The sequence below is a fragment of the Labedella endophytica genome, assembly GCF_003990045.1.
In the GTDB taxonomy this organism is placed as follows: Bacteria; Actinomycetota; Actinomycetes; order Actinomycetales; family Microbacteriaceae; genus Labedella; species Labedella endophytica.
Genome location: NZ_RZGZ01000003.1, coordinates 41,345 through 58,948 on the forward strand (window position 1 = coordinate 41,345; position 17,604 = coordinate 58,948).

Here is a 17,604-nt window from a genome sequence, read left to right on the forward strand (position 1 = left end):
GGGCTCTCCGTCACACCGACGGGGCGCTCGGAGGGGGACGTCAGTGGACCAGGTACGCCAACGGGCCCGATGATCGGATAGATTCGATTGTCGGGCCCGTTTCGCGTGGTCCATCGTTCAGACCGGGACGACGAGCTCTCACCGGCTCGAAACCAGGAGGCCCCCTTTTGTTCAGCGCCGTAGCGCGGATCTTCCGCACCCCAGACCTTCGACGGAAGATCGGCTTCACCCTGGGCATCATCGCCCTGTACCGGCTCGGCTCGTTCGTTCCGGCGCCGTTCGTCGACTTCGCGAACGTGCAGACGTGTCTGCAGCAGAACCAGGGGACGTCCGGCCTCTACGAGCTCGTCAACCTGTTCTCGGGTGGCGCGCTCCTCCAACTCTCGATCTTCGCGCTCGGCATCATGCCGTACATCACCGCGTCGATCATCGTGCAGCTCCTGCGCGTCGTGATCCCTCACTTCGAGACCCTTCACAAGGAGGGGCAGTCCGGCCAGGGCAAGCTCACGCAGTACACGCGTTACCTCACGATCTTCCTCGGCATCCTCCAGTCGACGACGCTCATCACGGTGGCCCGGTCGGGAGCGCTCTTCGGCACCAACGCGAGCACCGAGTGCTCGCAGCTGCTGACGACCGACACCTGGTACGCCGTCCTGCTCATGGTCATCACGATGACCGCTGGAACAGGCCTCATCATGTGGATGGGTGAGCTCATCACCGAGCGCGGCATCGGTAACGGCATGTCGCTGCTCATCTTCACGTCGATCTCCGCGACGTTCCCCGCCTCGCTCTGGGCCATCAACCAGTCACAGGGCTTCGAGGTCTTCCTCCTCGTCATCGCCGTCGGGCTCGTGATCGTCGCGCTCGTGGTCTTCGTGGAGCAGTCCCAGAGGCGGATCCCCGTCCAGTACGCGAAGCGGATGGTGGGGCGGCGCACGTACGGCGGCAACAACACCTACATCCCCATCAAGGTCAACATGGCCGGTGTGGTGCCCGTGATCTTCGCCTCCTCGCTGCTCTACCTGCCCGCCCTCATCGCGCAGTTCAATCAGCCGGCCGCAGGTCAAGAGCCCGCAGCGTGGGTCACGTGGGTCACGAACTACCTCACGCAGGGCGACCACCCGCTATACATGGCGCTCTACTTCTTCCTGATCGTCGGTTTCACCTACTTCTACGTGGCCATCACGTTCAACCCGGAAGAGGTCGCGGACAACATGAAGAAGTACGGCGGGTTCATCCCCGGTATCCGTGCCGGTCGCCCCACGGCGGAGTACCTCGACTACGTCCTCACGCGCGTCACGCTGCCTGGCTCGATCTACCTCGGTCTCATCGCGCTCATCCCGCTCATCGCCCTCGCTCTCGTCGGTGCGAACCAGAACTTCCCGTTCGGCGGAGCGTCGATCCTGATCATCGTCGGTGTCGGACTCGAGACCGTGAAGCAGATCGACTCGCAGCTGCAGCAGCGGCACTACGAGGGGCTCCTTCGATGAGCGGCGCTCCCGAGCAGGGGACGCGACTGCTCATCGTCGGTCCGCCCGGGGCGGGGAAGGGCACGCAGGCGAAGCTCATCGCTACGTCCTTCGGCATCCCGGCCATCTCGACGGGCGACATCTTCCGCGACAACATCAAGAACGGCACGGAGCTCGGGCAGAAGGTCCAGTCGATCGTCTCGAGCGGCGGGTACGTGCCCGATTCCCTGACGAACGAGATCGTCCGGGACCGGCTCCACCAGGATGACGCGGTGGGTGGGTTCCTGCTCGACGGTTATCCCCGCACCACGGACCAGGTCACCGAGCTCGATCGCATCCTGGCCGAGACGGGCGCGTCGGTCGACGCCGTCATCCTCCTGGTCGCCGACACGGACGAGGTCGTTGAGCGTCTCCTGAAGCGCGCGGTCGACCAGGGCCGTGAGGACGACACGGAGGACGTCATCCGTCACCGTCAGGGCGTGTACCTCGAGCAGACGGAGCCGGTCATCGCGTTGTACCGCGAGCGAGGTCTCGTGGCCGAGGTCGACGGCCTCGGCACGGTCGACGAGGTCGCCGGTCGCGTCGCGACGGCTCTCGCCCAGCGCGGCTTCCAGCCCGCCGGCGTCGACGCGGTCTGACGAACGTGTTCCGCACGTCCCTCTACAAATCACCGGCCCAGCTCCGGTCGATGATCGCTCCCGGGCTGCTCACGGAAGCCGCATTGACCGCTGTCCGTGCGGCGATCCGGCCAGGCGTCACGACCCTCGAACTCGACGCGATCGCCGAGGCGACGATCCGCTCGGGCGGGGGACGGCCGAATTTTCAGCTCGTCCCGGGCTACGCACACACGATCTGCGCCTCGGTCGGTGCCGACGTCGTGCACGGTATCCCGAACGACGTCCCGCTGCAGGCCGGGGACATCGTCTCCGTGGACTGCGGCGCCGAGGTCGACGGTTGGAACGGCGATTCGGCCTTCACGGTGGTGCTCGATGACGCGCAGCGGCCGGAGCTCGTCGCCGAGCGACGCCGGCTCTCCGAGGTCACCGAAGCGTCGATGTGGGCCGGGATCGCACGACTCGCGACGGCTCGTCACCTCAACGAGGTCGGCGACGCGATCCAGGGGGCCATCGAGGCGCGCGGCGACTTCGGCATCATCACCGACTACATCGGTCACGGGATCGGTCGCTCGATGCACGAGGCGCCACCCGTCTTCAACTACCGCGTGCCCAAGAAGGGCCCCGAGGTGAAGGCGGGCCTCGCCGTCGCGATCGAACCCATGGTCGTCACGGGGAGCCCCGAGACGCTCGTGCAGGACGACGACTGGACGGTGACCACCGTCGACGGAGGCATGGCCTCCCACTGGGAGCACAGCATCGCCGTGCACGCCGGGGGAGTGTGGGTCCTCACCGCGACGGACGGCGGGGCGTCCGGACTGGCGCCGTTCGGCGTGACGCCCGTCCCCATCGCCTGAGCGGGCGTAGGGTCGGATCATGCCGACACCGCCGTCCCCCGCACGCGTCTTCTTCCTCGCCCCTCTGCCCGCGGGCGACGATCAGGGGGCCGCGTCCATCGGGGCGACCATCTCCGAAGCCGACGCGCTCGACCCACGCCTGAGCGTCCTCGATCTGGGTGCCTCGCGCGGCGACGGGATCTTCGAGACACTCGGTGTCATCGACGGTCGCGCCCACGGCGTCGAGGACCACCTCGGCCGGCTCGTCCGGTCGGCCCGGATGCTCGATCTCCCGGAACCGCACCTCGGCCAATGGCGGAGCGCGATGGAGAGGGCGGTCGCGAGCCTCCCGACGACCGGCCAGGGCTCCCTCAAGATCGTCCTCACGCGGGGGATCGAGGGGGCCGGGACCCCCACGGCCTGGATCGTCGCCCGCGCCTCGACGTCGGACTTCGCGGAGCGTCGGAGCGGCATCCGCGTCGTCACGCTCGATCGAGGGTGGCCGCTCGACATCGCCGATCGCGCCCCGTGGCTGCTCGCGGGTGCGAAGACCCTGTCGTACGCCGTGAACATGGCGGCGATCCGCGAGGCCAAGCGCCGGGGTGCCGACGACGCACTCTTCGTGTCCTCGGACGGCTTCGCGCTCGAGGGGCCCACGTCGAGCCTGCTGGTGCGATTCGGGGAGACCATCGTGACACCGTCGACCGACGGGGGCATCCTCCCGGGCACGACCCAGGCGGCGATCTACCGGTGGCTCGAGCAGCAGGGGGTCGACGCGACGTACGACACCGTCCCGGCCGCCCGCCTCGCCGAGGCGGACGCGGCCTGGTTCGTCTCGAGCGTTCGCCTCGCCGCCCCCATCACGGCGATCGACGGCCGCACCCTCGCGATCGACCCGCTCACGGACGGCATGAACGCGGCGCTCCTCGCGCGCTGATCCACCCTCGTCCCGATCGGCCGTCATCACGACGTGTCGCGTCCACCCGGTGGTGGTGGGGAAGGGGTCTGTCAGGCGTCCATCGTGTGGACGAGCTCGTCGATGAACGAGGGGAAGTCGACCGAGCCCTTGATGATGCGCTGCACGTCCTCGCGACCCGAGAAGACCTCGACGATCTGGTCGAAGACGGGTTGGAAACGGGCCCGGCCATCCGCGCTGAAGGCGATGAGCGCGACGACGTTCACGCGGGCCTCGCCCCACGGCATGCTGTGCTCGTTCACCGCGATGGCGATCGCCGTGCGCTTCGCCGACATCGCCATGGCGTGCGGCACGGCGAGGGAATCCGTGAATGCAGTGGACGACATCCGTTCTCGCTCGACGACGCCGACGAGGTAGTCATCGTCGATCGCGCCGTCCGCGATCATGAGGTCCCCCAGTTGCCGGATCATCGCCTCCTCGTCGCCGGCGTAGCCGTTACGGACGAAGAGGGCGGGGGAGAAGTACTCGAGGAGCTCCTGGGCGATGGCGGAGCGCCGTCGGCCGCGGCGCACGCGGGTCACCGCGCGACGAACCCGCTCTGCGTCCGCGTCGCCGAAGAACGGTCCCACCACGAGGACCGACTCGTCCGGCACGGGGGGTTCGATCGTCGAGAGCACGAGGTCGACGCCGAGCGCGGACCAGGGCACGTCCGACCGGGTGACGACGTGCTCGATCGTGACGGCGTCACCGACCGTGGCGAGGATGCGCGCGCGAAGCACTCGGTGCAGGTCGTAGTAGTTGGGACAGACGAGGACGACGGGCTCGAGGTCCTCGCGCCTCGCCTCCTGCTGCAGGTGCGCCCCCACGTGCATCGCGATGTACGCGATCTCGTCGTCGTCGATCTCGACGCCGCTCAGGTCGCGCAGCTCGCGGGCGATGAAGACCGCGAGCTCGTAGATCATGGGGTAGGAGGTCTTGATCGACCGCGTGAGCGGATTGCGCGAGAAGGAGCGATCGCTCGCGCGTTCGAGCAGGTTGTGGACGTGCAGCGCGAGCCGCGTGTTGAAATCGTCGTCGTCGAGGTCGACCGAATACTCAGCTCCGGCGCGCTCGGTGATGCGGCGCACGCGTGCGAGCTCCTCGTCGGCGAGGTACCGGCGACGCCCGTCGTCGCCTCCGTCCGGTTGCTCCTCCGCGGGGGCTCCAGGAGCCACGGCCCGCGTGGACAGCAGGTACCCGAGGTACTCGGCGTCCCCCCGCCCGAGTGCGACTCCGAAGTGCTCGCGCACGAGGCCGTCGAGGAGCGCGGGGAACTCCTCCCCGTGGAAGTCCTCGGATCTCGTCGGCCGTTCGTCATCCGGGACGCGCTTGTCGTGGGCGACACGATCGACGGCGATCGCGATGTGCAGGAGGACGTTGTCGGTCCCGTAGTCGTTCACGTAGTAGGCCCGGGACTCGAGCTCGGCGAGCAGCGCGGTCTTGAAGGCGCTGAGACTGTCGGAGGCGAAGGCGCGCTCGACGGCGTCGAGGTCGATGCGCGCCTGGGCGGTCTCGTCGCGGAAGAGACGGCTGATCAGCCGTCGTCGGTCGCGTTCCGCGCCGGAGATCGACACGACCGAGCCCGCTCGCACGATCTGCAGATCGACGGCCGAGACCACGGGGCGGATCTTCGCGAGATCCGCCTCGATCGTGGAGTCGCTCACATGCAGTCGCTCGGCGAGGGTGAAGACGTCGACCCCGTCCGACTCGGCGAGGAGATCCCGGATGATGCGGGTGCTGCGCTCCCGCGGCGTCTCCGTCGTACCGACGACGCGCTCGAGCCGGCGGAAGCGCGCGTAGGCGTCGTCGTCGAGGCGGTACCCGGACGGGCCCGAGACGACGAGCTCGTCCGCGCCCGCACGTGTGCGGAGCCGGGCGAGGTAGGTCCGCACGCTGCGGGGAGTGACCCCGAGGGCGTCGGCGAGCTCGGACGCCGTGACCCAGTCCGATGCGCGCGCCAGATGCGCGAGGATCCGATCCTGCCTCTCGCGCGTCACGCTGGCTCCTCGTCATCGGCCCGCCGGACGGCGGTGCATCCTCCGAGTCAACCATCTCGGGCGGGCTCGTGCTCCTGCTTGCCCCCGGCGGGGGAGGACCTTTCCGCACCCGCGGAAGGTTTCCTGGTGGCGGGCAGGGGATGGAACGGCGAGACTCGTCGGTATCTGGGTGTGGAGACGCCCGTTCGAACCACGATGGAAAGCGCAGGGACGGATCGATGGAGATCCTCGTAGTGTGTGGAGCCGGCGCGTCCTCGACCTTCGTCGCCCTCCGACTCCGTCGTGCCGCCGCCGCGCGTGGCCTCGACATCACCGCTCGGGCCGGTTCGATCGAACTCATGGGATCGGCCTTGGCCGAATCCGCTTCAAGCGACTCCGCCTCGGCCCTCTCCGGTCCGACGGGAGTCGATCTCGTCCTCGTCGGACCGCACCTCGCCTCACGACTCGAGGACATCCGTGCAGCGGCGCTGGCGGCCGATGCGCGCGTCCGCGTCGCCCTCCTTCCCGAATCGGCCGTCGGCTCGCTCGACGGCGACCTCGCTCTCCAGACCGCCCTCGACGCCGCCGGGGTGGGATCATGACCGCGGGCACGAGCATCCTCACGGATGCCCGACCGACCGCACATGGGGGAGCACGACACCAGGTGGCGCCTGAGGAGCTCGACATGGTTACACGCACCGTTCGCATCGGATCGTCGCACGGACTGCACGCCCGTCCGGCGAAGCTGTTCACGCAGGCGGCCGCCGCGGCCCCCGGCCCCGTCACGATCGCGAAGGGCGACGGCAAGCCCGTCAACGCCGCGAGCATCCTCGGGGTCATCTCGCTCGGTGTCGAGCACGGCGACTACGTGACGCTGTCGACTGACGCCGAGGGCGCTGAGGCCACTCTCGACGAGCTCACGGAGCTCCTCGTCACCGACCACGACGAGTCCTGATCCACACGATGCCAGCCGTCACAGCAGAAGGAGGACACCGCTCATGCGCATAGCCGGAACCGGAATCGGCCAGGGAGTGGCGACGGGACGAGTCGCCCTCATGCCCGAACCGCTCGCGACCCCGTCAGACGCCCAGAGCACGATCGGCGTCGAGGCTGAGAAGGCGCGCAGCGTCGAGTCCCTCGGTCGCGTCGCCCGAGCGCTCGAGGAGCGCGGAGCGACGGCCGGAGGCACCGCTCGCGACGTTCTCGAGGCTCAGGCCATGATGGCGGAGGACCCGACCCTGTCCGATTCGATCGACGAGCTCCTCGGCCAGGGTAAGACCGCCGAGCGCGCGGTGTCCGAGGCGTTCGCCGCATTCCGCGACCAGCTCGCGGCGATGGGCGGATACCTCGGTGAGCGGGCGGCCGATCTCGACGACGTCGCCCAGCGCGTCATCGCGGACCTGCTCGGTGTCCCGGCGCCCGGTGTCCCGGAGCTCGACGAGCCCTTCGTGCTCGTGGCCCGCGACCTCGCACCGGCCGACACGGCGCTGCTCGATCTCGACAAGGTGCTCGCGCTCGTCACGAGCGACGGCGGACCGACCTCCCACACCGCCATCCTCGCTCGCGAGAAGTCCATCGTGGCGATCGTCGGGGCGGCCGACGCCCTGAGCCTCGACGAGGGGCAGACCGTCGTCGTCGACGCGGCCGCCGGTGTCGTCGTCGCCGATCCGTCGGCCGACGAGGTCGCATCGGCCGAGGCCCGGATCGCCGAACGCGCCGCCCTCGTGGACGCACCGGCGACCCCCGGGGCGCTCGCCGACGGCACGGCCGTCCCGCTTCTCGCCAACCTCGGCTCCTCGAAGGCGGCGCAGGCCGCGGCCGACGGGGGAGCAGAGGGCGTCGGGCTCTTCCGCACCGAGTTCCTCTTCCTCGACGCGGGCGGCAGCGCCCCGACGATCGAGGAGCAGCGCGCCCACTACGTCGAGCTCCTCGAGGCGTTCCCCGGCAAGAAGGTCGTCGTGCGTCTCCTCGACGCCGGCGCGGACAAGCCGCTCGCGTTCCTCAACGACGCGCACGAGGAGAACCCCGCACTCGGCCTCCGCGGCCTCCGCGCCCTGCGGGTCAGCGAGGACATCCTGCGCGAGCAGCTCACAGCCCTCGCCGAGGCCGACAAGCGCACCTCGGCCGACCTCTGGGTCATGGCCCCCATGGTCTCGACGGTCGAGGAGACCGAGTACATCGTGGGGCTCTCGAAGGAGCTCGGCCTCAAGACGGCCGGGATCATGGTCGAGGTCCCCTCCATCGCGCTCATGGCCGACAAGGTCTTCGAGACCGCCGACTTCGCGTCGATCGGCACGAACGACCTCACGCAGTACACGCTCGCGGCCGATCGTCTGCTCGGCTCCGTCGCGTCGTTCCAGGACCCGTGGCACCCCGCCGTGCTCCGCCTCGTCGGTGAGGTCGGCGCGTCCGGTGCTCGTGCGAGCAAGCCCGTCGGGATCTGCGGCGAGGCCGCCGCGGACCCGCTCCTCGCCGTGGTCCTCGTGGGCCTCGGCGCCACCACCCTGTCGATGTCGCCGTCCGCTCTCGCGGACGTGCGCGCATCACTCGCCCGTTACACCCTCGACGAGGCACGCCGCCTCGCCGAAACCGCCCTGGCCGCCTCGGGTGCGGCCGAAGCCCGAGCCGCGGTCACCGCCGCGCTCGAATCCCTCAAGGAGACACACTCATGACAACGACGTCCACCACGTCGACGCAGTCGGGCGGCGCACGCGTCGCCGTCCAGCGGTTCGGCACGTTCCTCTCCGGCATGATCATGCCGAACATCCCCGCGCTCATCGCGTGGGGCTTCATCACGGCGCTCTTCATCCCCGAGGGCCCGTTCCCTCTCATGGGTCTCGGCTTCCTCGTCGAGGAGGGCGGATTCGGCTCGATCATCGGCCCGATGATCCACTACCTGCTCCCGCTCCTCATCGCGAACACGGGTGGCCGCATGGTCTACGGACAGCGCGGTGGCGTCGTCGGCACGATCGCGACCATGGGTGCGATCGTCGCGGCGGAGAACCACATGTTCATCGGCGCGATGATCCTCGGCCCGCTCGCCGCCTACCTCATGAAGAAGCTCGACGGTCTGTGGGAGAACAAGATCAAGGCGGGCTTCGAGATGCTCGTCAACATGTTCTCGGCCGGCATCCTCGGCTTCCTGCTCGCGATCGTGGGCTTCTTCACGATCGGCCCGGCCGTCACGTGGCTCACGGCGCGGATCGGCGAAGCGGTCCAGTTCCTCGTCGACACGGGACTCCTGCCGCTCACGAGCATCATCATCGAGCCCGCCAAGGTGCTCTTCCTCAACAACGCGATCAACCACGGCGTCCTCACCCCGATCGGTCTCGAACAGGCCGACGAGACGGGCAAGTCGATCCTGTTCCTCCTCGAGGCGAACCCCGGCCCCGGTCTCGGCATCCTCCTCGCGTTCAGCGTCTTCGGGGTGGGCATGGCGAAGGGCAGCGCGCCCGGAGCGATCATCGTGCACTTCCTCGGCGGTATCCACGAGATCTACTTCCCGTACGTGCTCATGAAGCCCATGCTCATCCTCGCGGTCGTCGCGGGCGGCGCGACCGGCGTCGCGACGAACCTGATCTTCGGATCCGGACTGCGTTCCCCCGCGGCCCCCGGCAGCATCATCGCCATCCTCCTCCAGACCGCGAGCGACAGCTTCGTCGGCGTCATCCTCTCGGTGATCCTCGCGACCATCGTGACCTTCCTCATCGCCTCGGTCATCCTGAAGGCGTCGCGGAAGCGCGACCTCGAGGCCGAGAACGCCGGCGACCTCTCCGCGGCGATCGCGAAGACGCAGGCCAACAAGGGCAAGGAGTCGAGCGTGCTCGGCGGCCTCGCCGGAGCGCCCGCCGCTGCGTCCGGAGATCCGCAGACCGCGCGACTCGTGTCGAACATCGTGTTCGCGTGCGACGCGGGAATGGGTTCGAGCGCGATGGGCGCCTCGGTCCTCCGCAATAAGCTCAAGAAGGCGGGCGTCGAGGGCGTCACCGTGACGAACCAGGCCATCGCCAACCTCACGGGTGAGGCCGACCTCGTCATCACCCACAAGGACCTCACCGACCGCGCGAAGCAGCAGTCGCCGAACTCGCAGCACGTCTCGGTGGACAACTTCATGAACTCGCCGAAGTACGACGAGGTCGTGGGACAGGTCCAGAACCAGAAGGAGACCACCAAGTGAGCGACGACATCCTGAGCCGGGCCAACGTGGTGGCGGAGGGTTCCGCCACCACGAAGGACGAGGCCATCCGCGAGGCCGGGGCGCTGCTCGTCTCGTCGGGCGCCGTCGACGGGAGCTACGTCGACGCGATGCTCGAGCGCGAGACGAGTGTGTCCACCTACATGGGCAACCTGCTCGCGATCCCGCACGGCACGAACGAGTCGAAGGACGCCATCAAGACGTCCGCGCTCTCGCTCGTGCGGTACGACCACTCGATCGACTGGGACGGCGAGGAGGTGCGCTTCGCCGTCGGCATCGCCGGCGTGGGAGACGAGCACCTCGGCATCCTGTCGAAGATCGCGGTCGTGTTCTCGGACGAGGACGAGGTCGCGAAGCTCGTGAACGCGAAGGACGCGGACGAACTGTACGCGCTCCTCGAAGAGGTCAACGCCGAATGAAGGCCGTCCACTTCGGAGCAGGCAACATCGGTCGCGGTTTCATCGGGCTCCTCCTGCACGAGGCCGGATACGAGGTCGTCTTCGCGGACGTGAACGCGGACCTCATCGACGCAATCGGGTCGGCCGACTCCTACGACGTCCATGAGGTGGGCGAGGGTGGGCGCACGAAGACCGTGACGGGTTTCCGAGCGATCAACAGCTCCGTGGACGAGGACGCCCTCGTCCGGGAGATCGCCACGGCCGACATCGTCACGACCGCGATCGGACCGAACGTGTTGCGGTTCGTCGCGCCCGTGATCGCGAAGGGACTCCTCGCCCGGGAGCCCGACGCGTCCCGTCTCGCCGTCATGGCGTGCGAGAACGCGATCTCCGCCACCGACATCCTCGCCGCCGAGATCCGCTCGGCGGCTGGGGAGCGGTCGTCGGACGTCGATGCCCGAGCGGTGTTCGCCAACACGGCGGTCGACCGCATCGTTCCGGGTCAGGACCCGTCGGCGGGTATCGACGTCACGGTCGAGACGTTCTGCGAGTGGGTCATCGAGTCCGGCCCGTTCGCTGGATCGGTCCCAGAGATCCCGGGAGCGACCTTCGTCGATGCCCTGGGTCCGTACATCGAGCGCAAGCTCTACACGGTGAACACGGGGCACGCGACGGCGGCGTACGCCGGTTTCGCGGCCGGCCACGGACGCATCGCCGAGTCGTTCGCCGACCCGGCGGTGAGGGACCTCGTCGAACGCGTCCTGCGTGAGACCTCGGCCCTCCTCGTGGCGAAGCACGAACTCGATCCGAGTCAGCAGGACGCGTACCGCGAGAAGATCCTCGCTCGATTCGCGAACGACGCTCTCCCGGACACCGTGGTGCGCGTCGGCCGGCAACCGCTCAGGAAGCTCTCGCGCAACGAGCGTTTCATCGGGCCGGCCGCCCAGCTCGCAGAACGGGGCATGCTGACCGACGACCTCGTGGAGGCCGTCGGCCTCGCCCTGCGCTTCGACGTGGAGGAGGACCCGGAGAGTGTGGAATTGCAGAAGCTGCGCCGGGAGACGACTCCGGCCGAGTTCGTCGGGAAGGTCACGGGCCTCCCTGCCGACCACCCGCTGACACCGTCCCTCGTCCAGGTCGTGTCCGCGCCCTGACGGTTCGGTCTCGACTCGGCCCGCTCACCTCGACCCCGAGGGGAGCGGGCCGAGCCGTGAGGGGGACGTCGCGAGTGGCGGATCCGCGCGGAATGGCATAGGATATCCCTTTGGTGCCGTGTGCCTCCGTCCAGCATGTCTGTCGACGGTCGCCGAAGGCCCCACATCACCCGCACGACCAGTGCGGATCTACCCCAGCGACAGTGACGACAGTGAGGCTATGGCTCAGAAAGACGGTGTCATCGAGATCGAAGGCTCGGTGGTCGAAGCGCTGCCCAACGCGATGTTCCGCGTTGAGTTGACGAACGGCCACAAGGTCCTCGCCCACATCTCGGGCAAGATGCGGCAGCACTACATCCGCATCCTGCCGGAGGACCGAGTGATCGTGGAGCTCACGCCCTACGACCTCACCCGTGGACGAATCGTCTATCGCTACAAGTAGGTCCGCGCTGTAAGTAACGGCCGGGACGTCTCCCGGTACGAGGACAGCGAGAACGAGGAAACACGATGAAGGTCAACCCCAGCGTCAAGCGGATCTGCGAGAAGTGCAAGGTCATCCGCCGCAACGGCCGCGTCATGGTCATCTGCGAGAACCCGCGCCACAAGCAGCGCCAGGGCTGACGCCCTGCGGTCCGCACGCGGACCACAGATCCACAACTGAATACCTGAAACAGCGTTTCCAGAAACCCACTCGATCGGCATCCGTGCCGGAGAGCGGGGGACACCCCGGGTCGGAGGCCCGGGCACCGGAACCGCTCCACACCTCCACTCACTCCTAGGAGAGCCACAATGGCACGTCTCGCCGGCGTAGACATTCCCCGCGACAAGCGCGTGGAAGTCGCACTGACGTACATCTATGGAGTCGGACGCACGAGGGCCCTCAAGACCCTCGCCGACACCGGAATCAGCGGAGACATCCGCGTGAAGGACCTGAGCGACGAACAGCTGGTCGCCCTCCGCGATTACATCGAGGGCAACTACAAGGTCGAGGGTGACCTGCGCCGTGAGGTGCAGGCCGACATCCGCCGCAAGGTCGAGATCGGTTCGTACCAGGGTATCCGCCACCGTCGTGGCCTCCCCGTGCACGGACAGCGCACCAAGACGAACGCCCGCACGCGCAAGGGCCCGAAGCGCACCGTCGCCGGCAAGAAGAAGGCGCGCTAACCAGCGCCCGCCACCAGGATTCCAGGGAGTAGACATGGCAGCACCGAAGACGGCAGCTCGTAAGCCGCGCAAGAAGGAAAAGAAGAACATCGCCGTGGGCCAGGCCCACATCAAGTCGACGTTCAACAACACGATCGTCTCGATCACCGACCCGTCCGGCGCGGTCATCGCCTGGGCATCGGGCGGAGACGTCGGATTCAAGGGTTCGCGTAAGTCGACCCCGTTCGCCGCCGGCCTCGCCGCCGAGTCCGCTGCCCGCAAGGCGCAGGAGAACGGTATGAAGAAGGTCGACGTCTTCGTCAAGGGACCGGGTTCCGGTCGCGAGACGGCGATCCGTTCGCTTCAGTCGGCCGGCCTCGAGGTCGGATCGATCAACGACGTCACGCCGCAGGCGCACAACGGGTGCCGCCCGCCCAAGCGTCGCCGCGTCTGATCCACTAGCGTCCGGCCCAGACCCCCTGGCCCGCCGATCCGTCGGCGGGCCAGGGGGCTGAACACAACTCAATACCTCACCAACGCAAGCGTCATATAGCGGACGCTTGGCCGAAAGGAATCAACAGTGCTCATCGCACAGCGCCCTACGCTCTCCGAGGAGAACATCTCCGAGTTCCGTAGCCGGTTCATCATCGAGCCGCTCGAGCCCGGCTTCGGCTACACGCTCGGAAACTCGCTCCGTCGCACCCTGCTCTCCTCGATTCCCGGCGCCGCTGTCACCAGCATCCGCATCGACGGAGTGCTGCACGAGTTCAGCACGATCCCGGGTGTGAAGGAAGACGTCACCGAGATCATCCTGAACATCAAGGGTCTCGTCGTCTCGAGCGAGCACGACGAGCCGATCACGGCGTACCTGCGCAAGACGGGTGACGGTGCCGTCACGGCTGCCGACATCTCGGCGCCGGCCGGTGTGGAGATCCACAACCCGGATCTCGTCATCGCGACGCTCAACGACAAGGCGAAGTTCGAGCTGGAACTGACGATCGAGCGTGGCCGCGGCTACGTCTCCGCGACTCAGAACCGCAACGAGTTCTCCGAGGCCGGTCAGATCCCGATCGACTCGATCTACTCGCCCGTCCTCAAGGTGACCTACCGCGTCGAGGCGACGCGTGCCGGTGAGCGTACCGACTTCGACCGCCTCGTCGTCGACGTCGAGAGCAAGCCGGCCATCACGCCGCGCGACGCGATCGCATCCGCCGGTAAGACGCTCGTCGAGCTGTTCGGTCTCGCTCGCGAGCTCAACACCGCCGCAGAGGGCATCGAGATCGGCCCCGCGCCGGTCGACGCCGTCCTCTCGAGCGAGCTCTCGATCCCGATCGAGGACCTCGACCTCTCGGTCCGCTCGTACAACTGCCTCAAGCGCGAGGGCATCAACACGGTGTCCGAGCTCGTGGCGCTGTCCGAGAACCAGCTCATGAACATCCGCAACTTCGGTCAGAAGTCGGTGGACGAGGTGCGCGACAAGCTCACCGAGATGGGCCTCTCCCTCAAGGACTCGGTCCCCGGTTTCGATGGAGCCCACTTCTACTCGGGCTTCGAAGAAGAAACCAACTAGGTTTCGCCAGCTTTCCCACTGACACAGGAGTAATACACCAATGCCTACGCCAACAAAGGGCCCCCGTCTCGGAGGCGGTCCCGCCCACGAGCGCCTCATGCTCGCGAACCTCGCGGCTGCTCTCTTCACGCACAAGCGCATCACGACGACCGAGACGAAGGCCAAGCGCCTCCGCCCGGTCGCCGAGCGCCTCGTCACGTTCGCGAAGCGTGGCGATCTGCACGCTCGTCGTCGTGTGCTCGGCATCATCGGCGACAAGTCGGTCGTGCACGAGCTCTTCACGGAGATCGCGCCGCTCGTGGCCGAGCGTGAGGGCGGCTACACCCGCATCACGAAGACGGGCTTCCGTAAGGGCGACAACGCCCCCATGGCCGTCATCGAGCTCGTTCTCGAGCCCGTGACCCCGAAGGTCAAGCGCTCCAAGACGACGGCGGCTCCTGCAGCCGCGCCGGTCGCCGCGGAGAGCGAGCCCGAGGCCGACGAGGTCGAGCAGACCGAGACGGTCGAGGAGCCCACGGTCTCCGAGGAGACCGAGACCCCGGAGGCCGCCGAGGTCGAGGAGTCCGCAGAGGCGAAGTCGGACGACGCGAAGTAGTCTCACCCCGTACAACGAAGAGGTCCCCCGGAGCATGCTCCGGGGGACCTCTTCGTTGCCGGCTGGGATCGTCGGTGTCGACCGGCAGTCGAACATCCGTCGAGGTCTACGTGACGACGAGCGGTTCGAGTCGACGCGAGCGGTGCGCCACCGCGGGGGTGTGTGAACTGCGAGCGTTCCTGAGGAAAGTGGCCGAGCCGAGCGCGAGCGCGCGGTCAATTTGATCGATGCGTTCCCAGGCGCCCTGATGCACGAGGCGAGCGACCGAGGCGGGCACGCGGTCGTCCCGCGAACCGGTCGTGTCGAGGATCGCGAGATGCACGGCGTACGCGCGTGCATCCGTGACGACACGACGGAGCCCGTCCGCGATCGCGGGTGCTGGGACGGCGCGGAGCTCCTCCGCGCGGGAGCAGACACGGCTCGGGGCCGCTTCCTCAGGGATCCGGAGGAGCCGGTCCATCGGCGAACCGCTCGGGGCCTCGCCGGCGGTCCAGAGCGTGAGGGCGGGTGCGCCCAGCAGCGACGCGATCATGAGGGCGAGCCAGGGCAGTGCCCCGGGGGTGACCACACCGGCCACGAGGAGGGTGATGCCGAGGACGAGGTGCGCTCCGTGCACACGGAGGAGATCGACCAACGAGGGGACGTCGCCGTCGCGTCGCTGAGAGCCCCACGACACGTGGGCGCCCGAGAGGATCGAGACGAGCGCCGTCGTCTGCATCACCATCGTGACCGGAGCGAGCAGAGCCGACACGACGATCTCCACGAGTCCGCTCGCGATGACCGCGACGGTACCGCCGAGGGCCTGACGGACGTCCCGGTCGCGAAGGACGAGCGCGACTCCCAGGAGGCGCGGCGTGAAGACGAGGAGGGTCGAGGCGGCGAACACGGCGCCGGCTGCGAACGAGTCGACCCCGCGGATGCCGGGCGTCGCGGCGTCGGAGATCGCCATGGCCACACCGGAGGCGATGAAGAGGAGCCAGAGGGGCGAGACCAGGTAGGACATCGCTCCGAGGAAGAGGTGCAGACGGCTCATGGGGTGTAGTCCGCTCGTGCCGAGCAGACGCAGGTGCTGGAGGTTCCCGGCAGACCACCGACGGTCCCGCTCGGCGTAGTCGAACAGCGTCGGCGGGATCCGCTCGAAGCTGCCGCCGAGGGCTGGCAGCATCCACACCTCGTAGCCGGCCCGCCGCATGAGGGCCGCCTCGACGAAGTCGTGACTGAGGATCTCACCCGAGAACGGACCGGACCCGCTCAATACGGGCAGTCCGCAGTAACGGGCGAACGCGGCCGTGCGGATGATCGCGTTGTGCCCCCAGTAGTTCGACGAGCCCCCCTGCCACGCCGACATGCCGGCGGTCACGACGGATCCGTACGCGAATCCCGCGAACTGCTGCAATCGGGCGAATCGGGTGAGGCCGCCGACGGACAGGGGAGGGGCCTGGAGGATGCCGACACCGGGATTCAGCTCCATGATGCGCGTCATCGTGATGATCGTGTCCGCCTCCATGAGGCTGTCCGCGTCGAGCACGAGGAAGTACTCGTAGGCCGCGCCCCAGCGCCGGCAGAATTCTGCGAGGTTCCCGGCCTTCTTCCCGTCGTTGTCGGTCCGACGGCGGTAGAAGACCTCGCAGATGCCGGCGAGGTGTCCGCGCAATTCGGTCCAGGCGAGTTCCTCGGCGACGAGCACGTCGGGATCCACCGTGTCGCTCAGGATGAAGAAGTCGATGAGGTCCGGGTGGCGACTACGGCCGATCGACTCGCCGATGGCCCGGACATTGGCGAAGACGGCGTGCGGGTCTTCGTTCCGCACGGGGACGATGAGGGCGACCCGACTCGTGATCGTGCTGGCATCCGCTGCACCCTGCGGGCCGATGAGCCCGGAGAGCGGCCGCCGTGAGAGCAGGCGGACGAAGCCCGCGACGGCCGTACAGAAGGCGAAGGCGATCCAGGCGAAGCAGAGCACGAAGAGCGCGATGCTCACGACCTCGGCGACCTCGAACCCGCCAGGGTGCGCGGCGATGAGCGAGACGGCGGTCCCGAGCGCCGTGGTGAGGGCCGTGGCGATGGCGACGGGAGCGGCGCGACCTCGGGCCGGTCGAGAGGATCGCGCATCGGCGAGACCGATGGAGACGGAGGCGTGGCGACCGCTCATCGGGAGGGCACCCAACTGAGGCGCCGGACGGTCGGCTCGGGGCGAGAGCGACGGCCCCACCGCGGACCGTCGAGGTTCTGCGGCTGCATCGGCAGTGGGTGCTCGATCGGCACGACGCTCGAGCGGTGTCGGGTCAGGGCCGCGCGGTGGGTGGCGGGCAGGGCGGACGGTTCCGCGAAGAGGGCGTCGACGTGCCACATGGCGGCGCCGCTCAGGACGAAGGCCTCGACGGCGTCCGCGACCGGGACGATCGCGGTCCGGCCCTCGGCTGCCCGCCGGACCTCTCCGATCCACTCGGCGAGGCGGTGTCCCGCGTCGGATGCGGTCATGGCGCCGCGTTCCCGCCGGAACCGTGAGATGACGTCGCCGACGACGGCGGCCGGATAACCGAGGTCTTCGACGAATCGTTCGAGGAGCTGTCGGCGGCCGGCTTCGGCGGAGTCGCCGGCTGCGGCCGGCTGCGTCGTGGCGTGTGCACGCACGTCGGAAGAGCATCGGATCATGTGGTTCCCCCAGGTACCTGATGATGTGTGGTTCTCCGCGCGCC

General features: G+C 68.3%; 19 protein-coding genes. 16 read left to right on the forward strand and 3 right to left on the reverse strand.

What is annotated here, in order from left to right:
* Window positions 1-167: 167 nt before the first annotated feature.
* Genes secY through ELQ94_RS11225 form a run of 4 tightly spaced genes read left to right on the forward strand, consistent with a single transcriptional unit; the run spans window position 168 to window position 3,856 of the window.
* On the forward strand, window positions 168-1,490 hold the full coding sequence (gene secY, locus ELQ94_RS11210) for a preprotein translocase subunit SecY (RefSeq protein ID WP_127050374.1): 1,323 nt from the start codon (window positions 168-170) through the stop codon (window positions 1,488-1,490).
* Window positions 1,487-2,107 (forward strand): adenylate kinase, encoded by a 621-nt coding sequence (locus ELQ94_RS11215; RefSeq protein WP_127050376.1) that lies wholly within the window; start codon window positions 1,487-1,489, stop codon window positions 2,105-2,107. The genes secY and ELQ94_RS11215 overlap by 4 nt, the downstream gene beginning before the upstream one ends.
* A gap of 5 nt (window positions 2,108-2,112) precedes the next feature.
* Entirely contained in the window at window positions 2,113-2,940 is an 828-nt protein-coding gene (gene map / locus ELQ94_RS11220; protein WP_127050378.1) for a type I methionyl aminopeptidase, read from the forward strand.
* A gap of 19 nt (window positions 2,941-2,959) precedes the next feature.
* Complete coding sequence (locus tag ELQ94_RS11225; RefSeq protein WP_127050380.1) at window positions 2,960-3,856, forward strand: aminodeoxychorismate lyase; 897 nt, start codon at window positions 2,960-2,962, stop codon at window positions 3,854-3,856.
* 71 nt (window positions 3,857-3,927) lie between these two features.
* Here the strand turns inward: ELQ94_RS11225 and ELQ94_RS11230 are convergent, their stop codons facing one another.
* Window positions 3,928-5,871 carry a BglG family transcription antiterminator gene (locus ELQ94_RS11230; protein WP_127050383.1) on the reverse strand — a complete coding sequence of 648 codons (1,944 nt, stop codon included), beginning with the start codon at window positions 5,869-5,871 and terminating at the stop codon, window positions 3,928-3,930.
* Between the two features lie 218 nt (window positions 5,872-6,089).
* Between ELQ94_RS11230 and ELQ94_RS11235 the strand changes: the two genes are divergently transcribed.
* From ELQ94_RS11235 to rplQ, 12 genes are all read left to right on the forward strand, one after another.
* Window positions 6,090-6,452 carry a PTS sugar transporter subunit IIB gene (locus tag ELQ94_RS11235; RefSeq protein WP_127050385.1) on the forward strand — a complete coding sequence of 121 codons (363 nt, stop codon included), beginning with the start codon at window positions 6,090-6,092 and terminating at the stop codon, window positions 6,450-6,452.
* Window positions 6,453-6,535: 83 nt separating this feature from the next.
* Window positions 6,536-6,805 carry an HPr family phosphocarrier protein gene (locus ELQ94_RS11240; RefSeq protein ID WP_127050387.1) on the forward strand — a complete coding sequence of 90 codons (270 nt, stop codon included), beginning with the start codon at window positions 6,536-6,538 and terminating at the stop codon, window positions 6,803-6,805.
* A gap of 43 nt (window positions 6,806-6,848) precedes the next feature.
* Window positions 6,849-8,522, forward strand: coding sequence for a phosphoenolpyruvate--protein phosphotransferase (ptsP, locus tag ELQ94_RS11245; RefSeq protein WP_127050389.1), 1,674 nt, complete (start codon window positions 6,849-6,851; stop codon window positions 8,520-8,522).
* Entirely contained in the window at window positions 8,519-10,027 is a 1,509-nt protein-coding gene (locus tag ELQ94_RS11250) for a PTS mannitol transporter subunit IIBC (RefSeq protein WP_127050391.1), read from the forward strand. The genes ptsP and ELQ94_RS11250 overlap by 4 nt, the downstream gene beginning before the upstream one ends.
* Window positions 10,024-10,464: a PTS mannitol transporter subunit IIA gene (locus tag ELQ94_RS11255; protein WP_127050393.1), complete on the forward strand. Its 441-nt coding sequence runs from the start codon at window positions 10,024-10,026 to the stop codon at window positions 10,462-10,464. Before ELQ94_RS11250 ends, ELQ94_RS11255 begins: the two co-directional genes overlap by 4 nt.
* Window positions 10,461-11,597, forward strand: coding sequence for a mannitol-1-phosphate 5-dehydrogenase (locus ELQ94_RS11260; protein ID WP_127050395.1), 1,137 nt, complete (start codon window positions 10,461-10,463; stop codon window positions 11,595-11,597). Before ELQ94_RS11255 ends, ELQ94_RS11260 begins: the two co-directional genes overlap by 4 nt.
* Window positions 11,598-11,817: 220 nt before the next feature.
* Window positions 11,818-12,039 (forward strand): translation initiation factor IF-1, encoded by a 222-nt coding sequence (gene infA, locus ELQ94_RS11265; RefSeq protein ID WP_127050397.1) that lies wholly within the window; start codon window positions 11,818-11,820, stop codon window positions 12,037-12,039.
* Between the two features lie 65 nt (window positions 12,040-12,104).
* On the forward strand, window positions 12,105-12,218 hold the full coding sequence (gene rpmJ, locus ELQ94_RS11270; protein WP_077055107.1) for a 50S ribosomal protein L36: 114 nt from the start codon (window positions 12,105-12,107) through the stop codon (window positions 12,216-12,218).
* A 168-nt stretch (window positions 12,219-12,386) separates the two neighbouring features.
* Window positions 12,387-12,761 (forward strand): 30S ribosomal protein S13, encoded by a 375-nt coding sequence (rpsM, locus tag ELQ94_RS11275; protein ID WP_127050399.1) that lies wholly within the window; start codon window positions 12,387-12,389, stop codon window positions 12,759-12,761.
* Window positions 12,762-12,795: 34 nt separating this feature from the next.
* On the forward strand, window positions 12,796-13,194 hold the full coding sequence (gene rpsK, locus ELQ94_RS11280) for a 30S ribosomal protein S11 (protein ID WP_106561964.1): 399 nt from the start codon (window positions 12,796-12,798) through the stop codon (window positions 13,192-13,194).
* Between the two features lie 126 nt (window positions 13,195-13,320).
* Window positions 13,321-14,310 carry a DNA-directed RNA polymerase subunit alpha gene (locus tag ELQ94_RS11285; protein ID WP_106561963.1) on the forward strand — a complete coding sequence of 330 codons (990 nt, stop codon included), beginning with the start codon at window positions 13,321-13,323 and terminating at the stop codon, window positions 14,308-14,310.
* A gap of 40 nt (window positions 14,311-14,350) precedes the next feature.
* Window positions 14,351-14,905, forward strand: coding sequence for a 50S ribosomal protein L17 (rplQ, locus tag ELQ94_RS11290; protein WP_127050401.1), 555 nt, complete (start codon window positions 14,351-14,353; stop codon window positions 14,903-14,905).
* Window positions 14,906-15,011: 106 nt separating this feature from the next.
* Here rplQ and mdoH read toward each other — a convergent pair whose 3' ends face one another.
* Together mdoH and ELQ94_RS11300 are read right to left on the reverse strand one after the other, a co-directional pair.
* A complete protein-coding gene (gene mdoH, locus ELQ94_RS11295) occupies window positions 15,012-17,057 on the reverse strand; it encodes a glucans biosynthesis glucosyltransferase MdoH (RefSeq protein WP_127050403.1) in 2,046 nt (681 codons plus the stop codon).
* Window positions 17,054-17,539 (reverse strand): hypothetical protein, encoded by a 486-nt coding sequence (locus ELQ94_RS11300; RefSeq protein WP_127050404.1) that lies wholly within the window; start codon window positions 17,537-17,539, stop codon window positions 17,054-17,056. Before ELQ94_RS11300 ends, mdoH begins: the two co-directional genes overlap by 4 nt.
* Between the last annotated feature and the right edge of the window lie 65 nt (window positions 17,540-17,604).

Bases quoted from the DNA above. Each gene is read 5' to 3' on its own strand.
- ELQ94_RS11215 (WP_127050376.1), top strand. From the start codon at position 1,487: ATGAGCGGCGCTCCCGAGCAGGGGACGCGACTGCTCATCGTCGGTCCG.
- rpsK (WP_106561964.1), top strand. From the start codon at position 12,796: ATGGCAGCACCGAAGACGGCAGCTCGTAAGCCGCGCAAGAAGGAAAAG.
- infA (WP_127050397.1), top strand. From the start codon at position 11,818: ATGGCTCAGAAAGACGGTGTCATCGAGATCGAAGGCTCGGTGGTCGAA.
- rpmJ (WP_077055107.1), top strand. From the start codon at position 12,105: ATGAAGGTCAACCCCAGCGTCAAGCGGATCTGCGAGAAGTGCAAGGTC.
- ELQ94_RS11240 (WP_127050387.1), top strand. From the start codon at position 6,536: ATGGTTACACGCACCGTTCGCATCGGATCGTCGCACGGACTGCACGCC.
- ptsP (WP_127050389.1), top strand. From the start codon at position 6,849: ATGCGCATAGCCGGAACCGGAATCGGCCAGGGAGTGGCGACGGGACGA.
- ELQ94_RS11225 (WP_127050380.1), top strand. From the start codon at position 2,960: ATGCCGACACCGCCGTCCCCCGCACGCGTCTTCTTCCTCGCCCCTCTG.
- ELQ94_RS11235 (WP_127050385.1), top strand. From the start codon at position 6,090: ATGGAGATCCTCGTAGTGTGTGGAGCCGGCGCGTCCTCGACCTTCGTC.
- ELQ94_RS11250 (WP_127050391.1), top strand. From the start codon at position 8,519: ATGACAACGACGTCCACCACGTCGACGCAGTCGGGCGGCGCACGCGTC.
- rpsM (WP_127050399.1), top strand. From the start codon at position 12,387: ATGGCACGTCTCGCCGGCGTAGACATTCCCCGCGACAAGCGCGTGGAA.
- rplQ (WP_127050401.1), top strand. From the start codon at position 14,351: ATGCCTACGCCAACAAAGGGCCCCCGTCTCGGAGGCGGTCCCGCCCAC.
- mdoH (WP_127050403.1), bottom strand. From the start codon at position 17,057: ATGAGCGGTCGCCACGCCTCCGTCTCCATCGGTCTCGCCGATGCGCGA.
- ELQ94_RS11260 (WP_127050395.1), top strand. From the start codon at position 10,461: ATGAAGGCCGTCCACTTCGGAGCAGGCAACATCGGTCGCGGTTTCATC.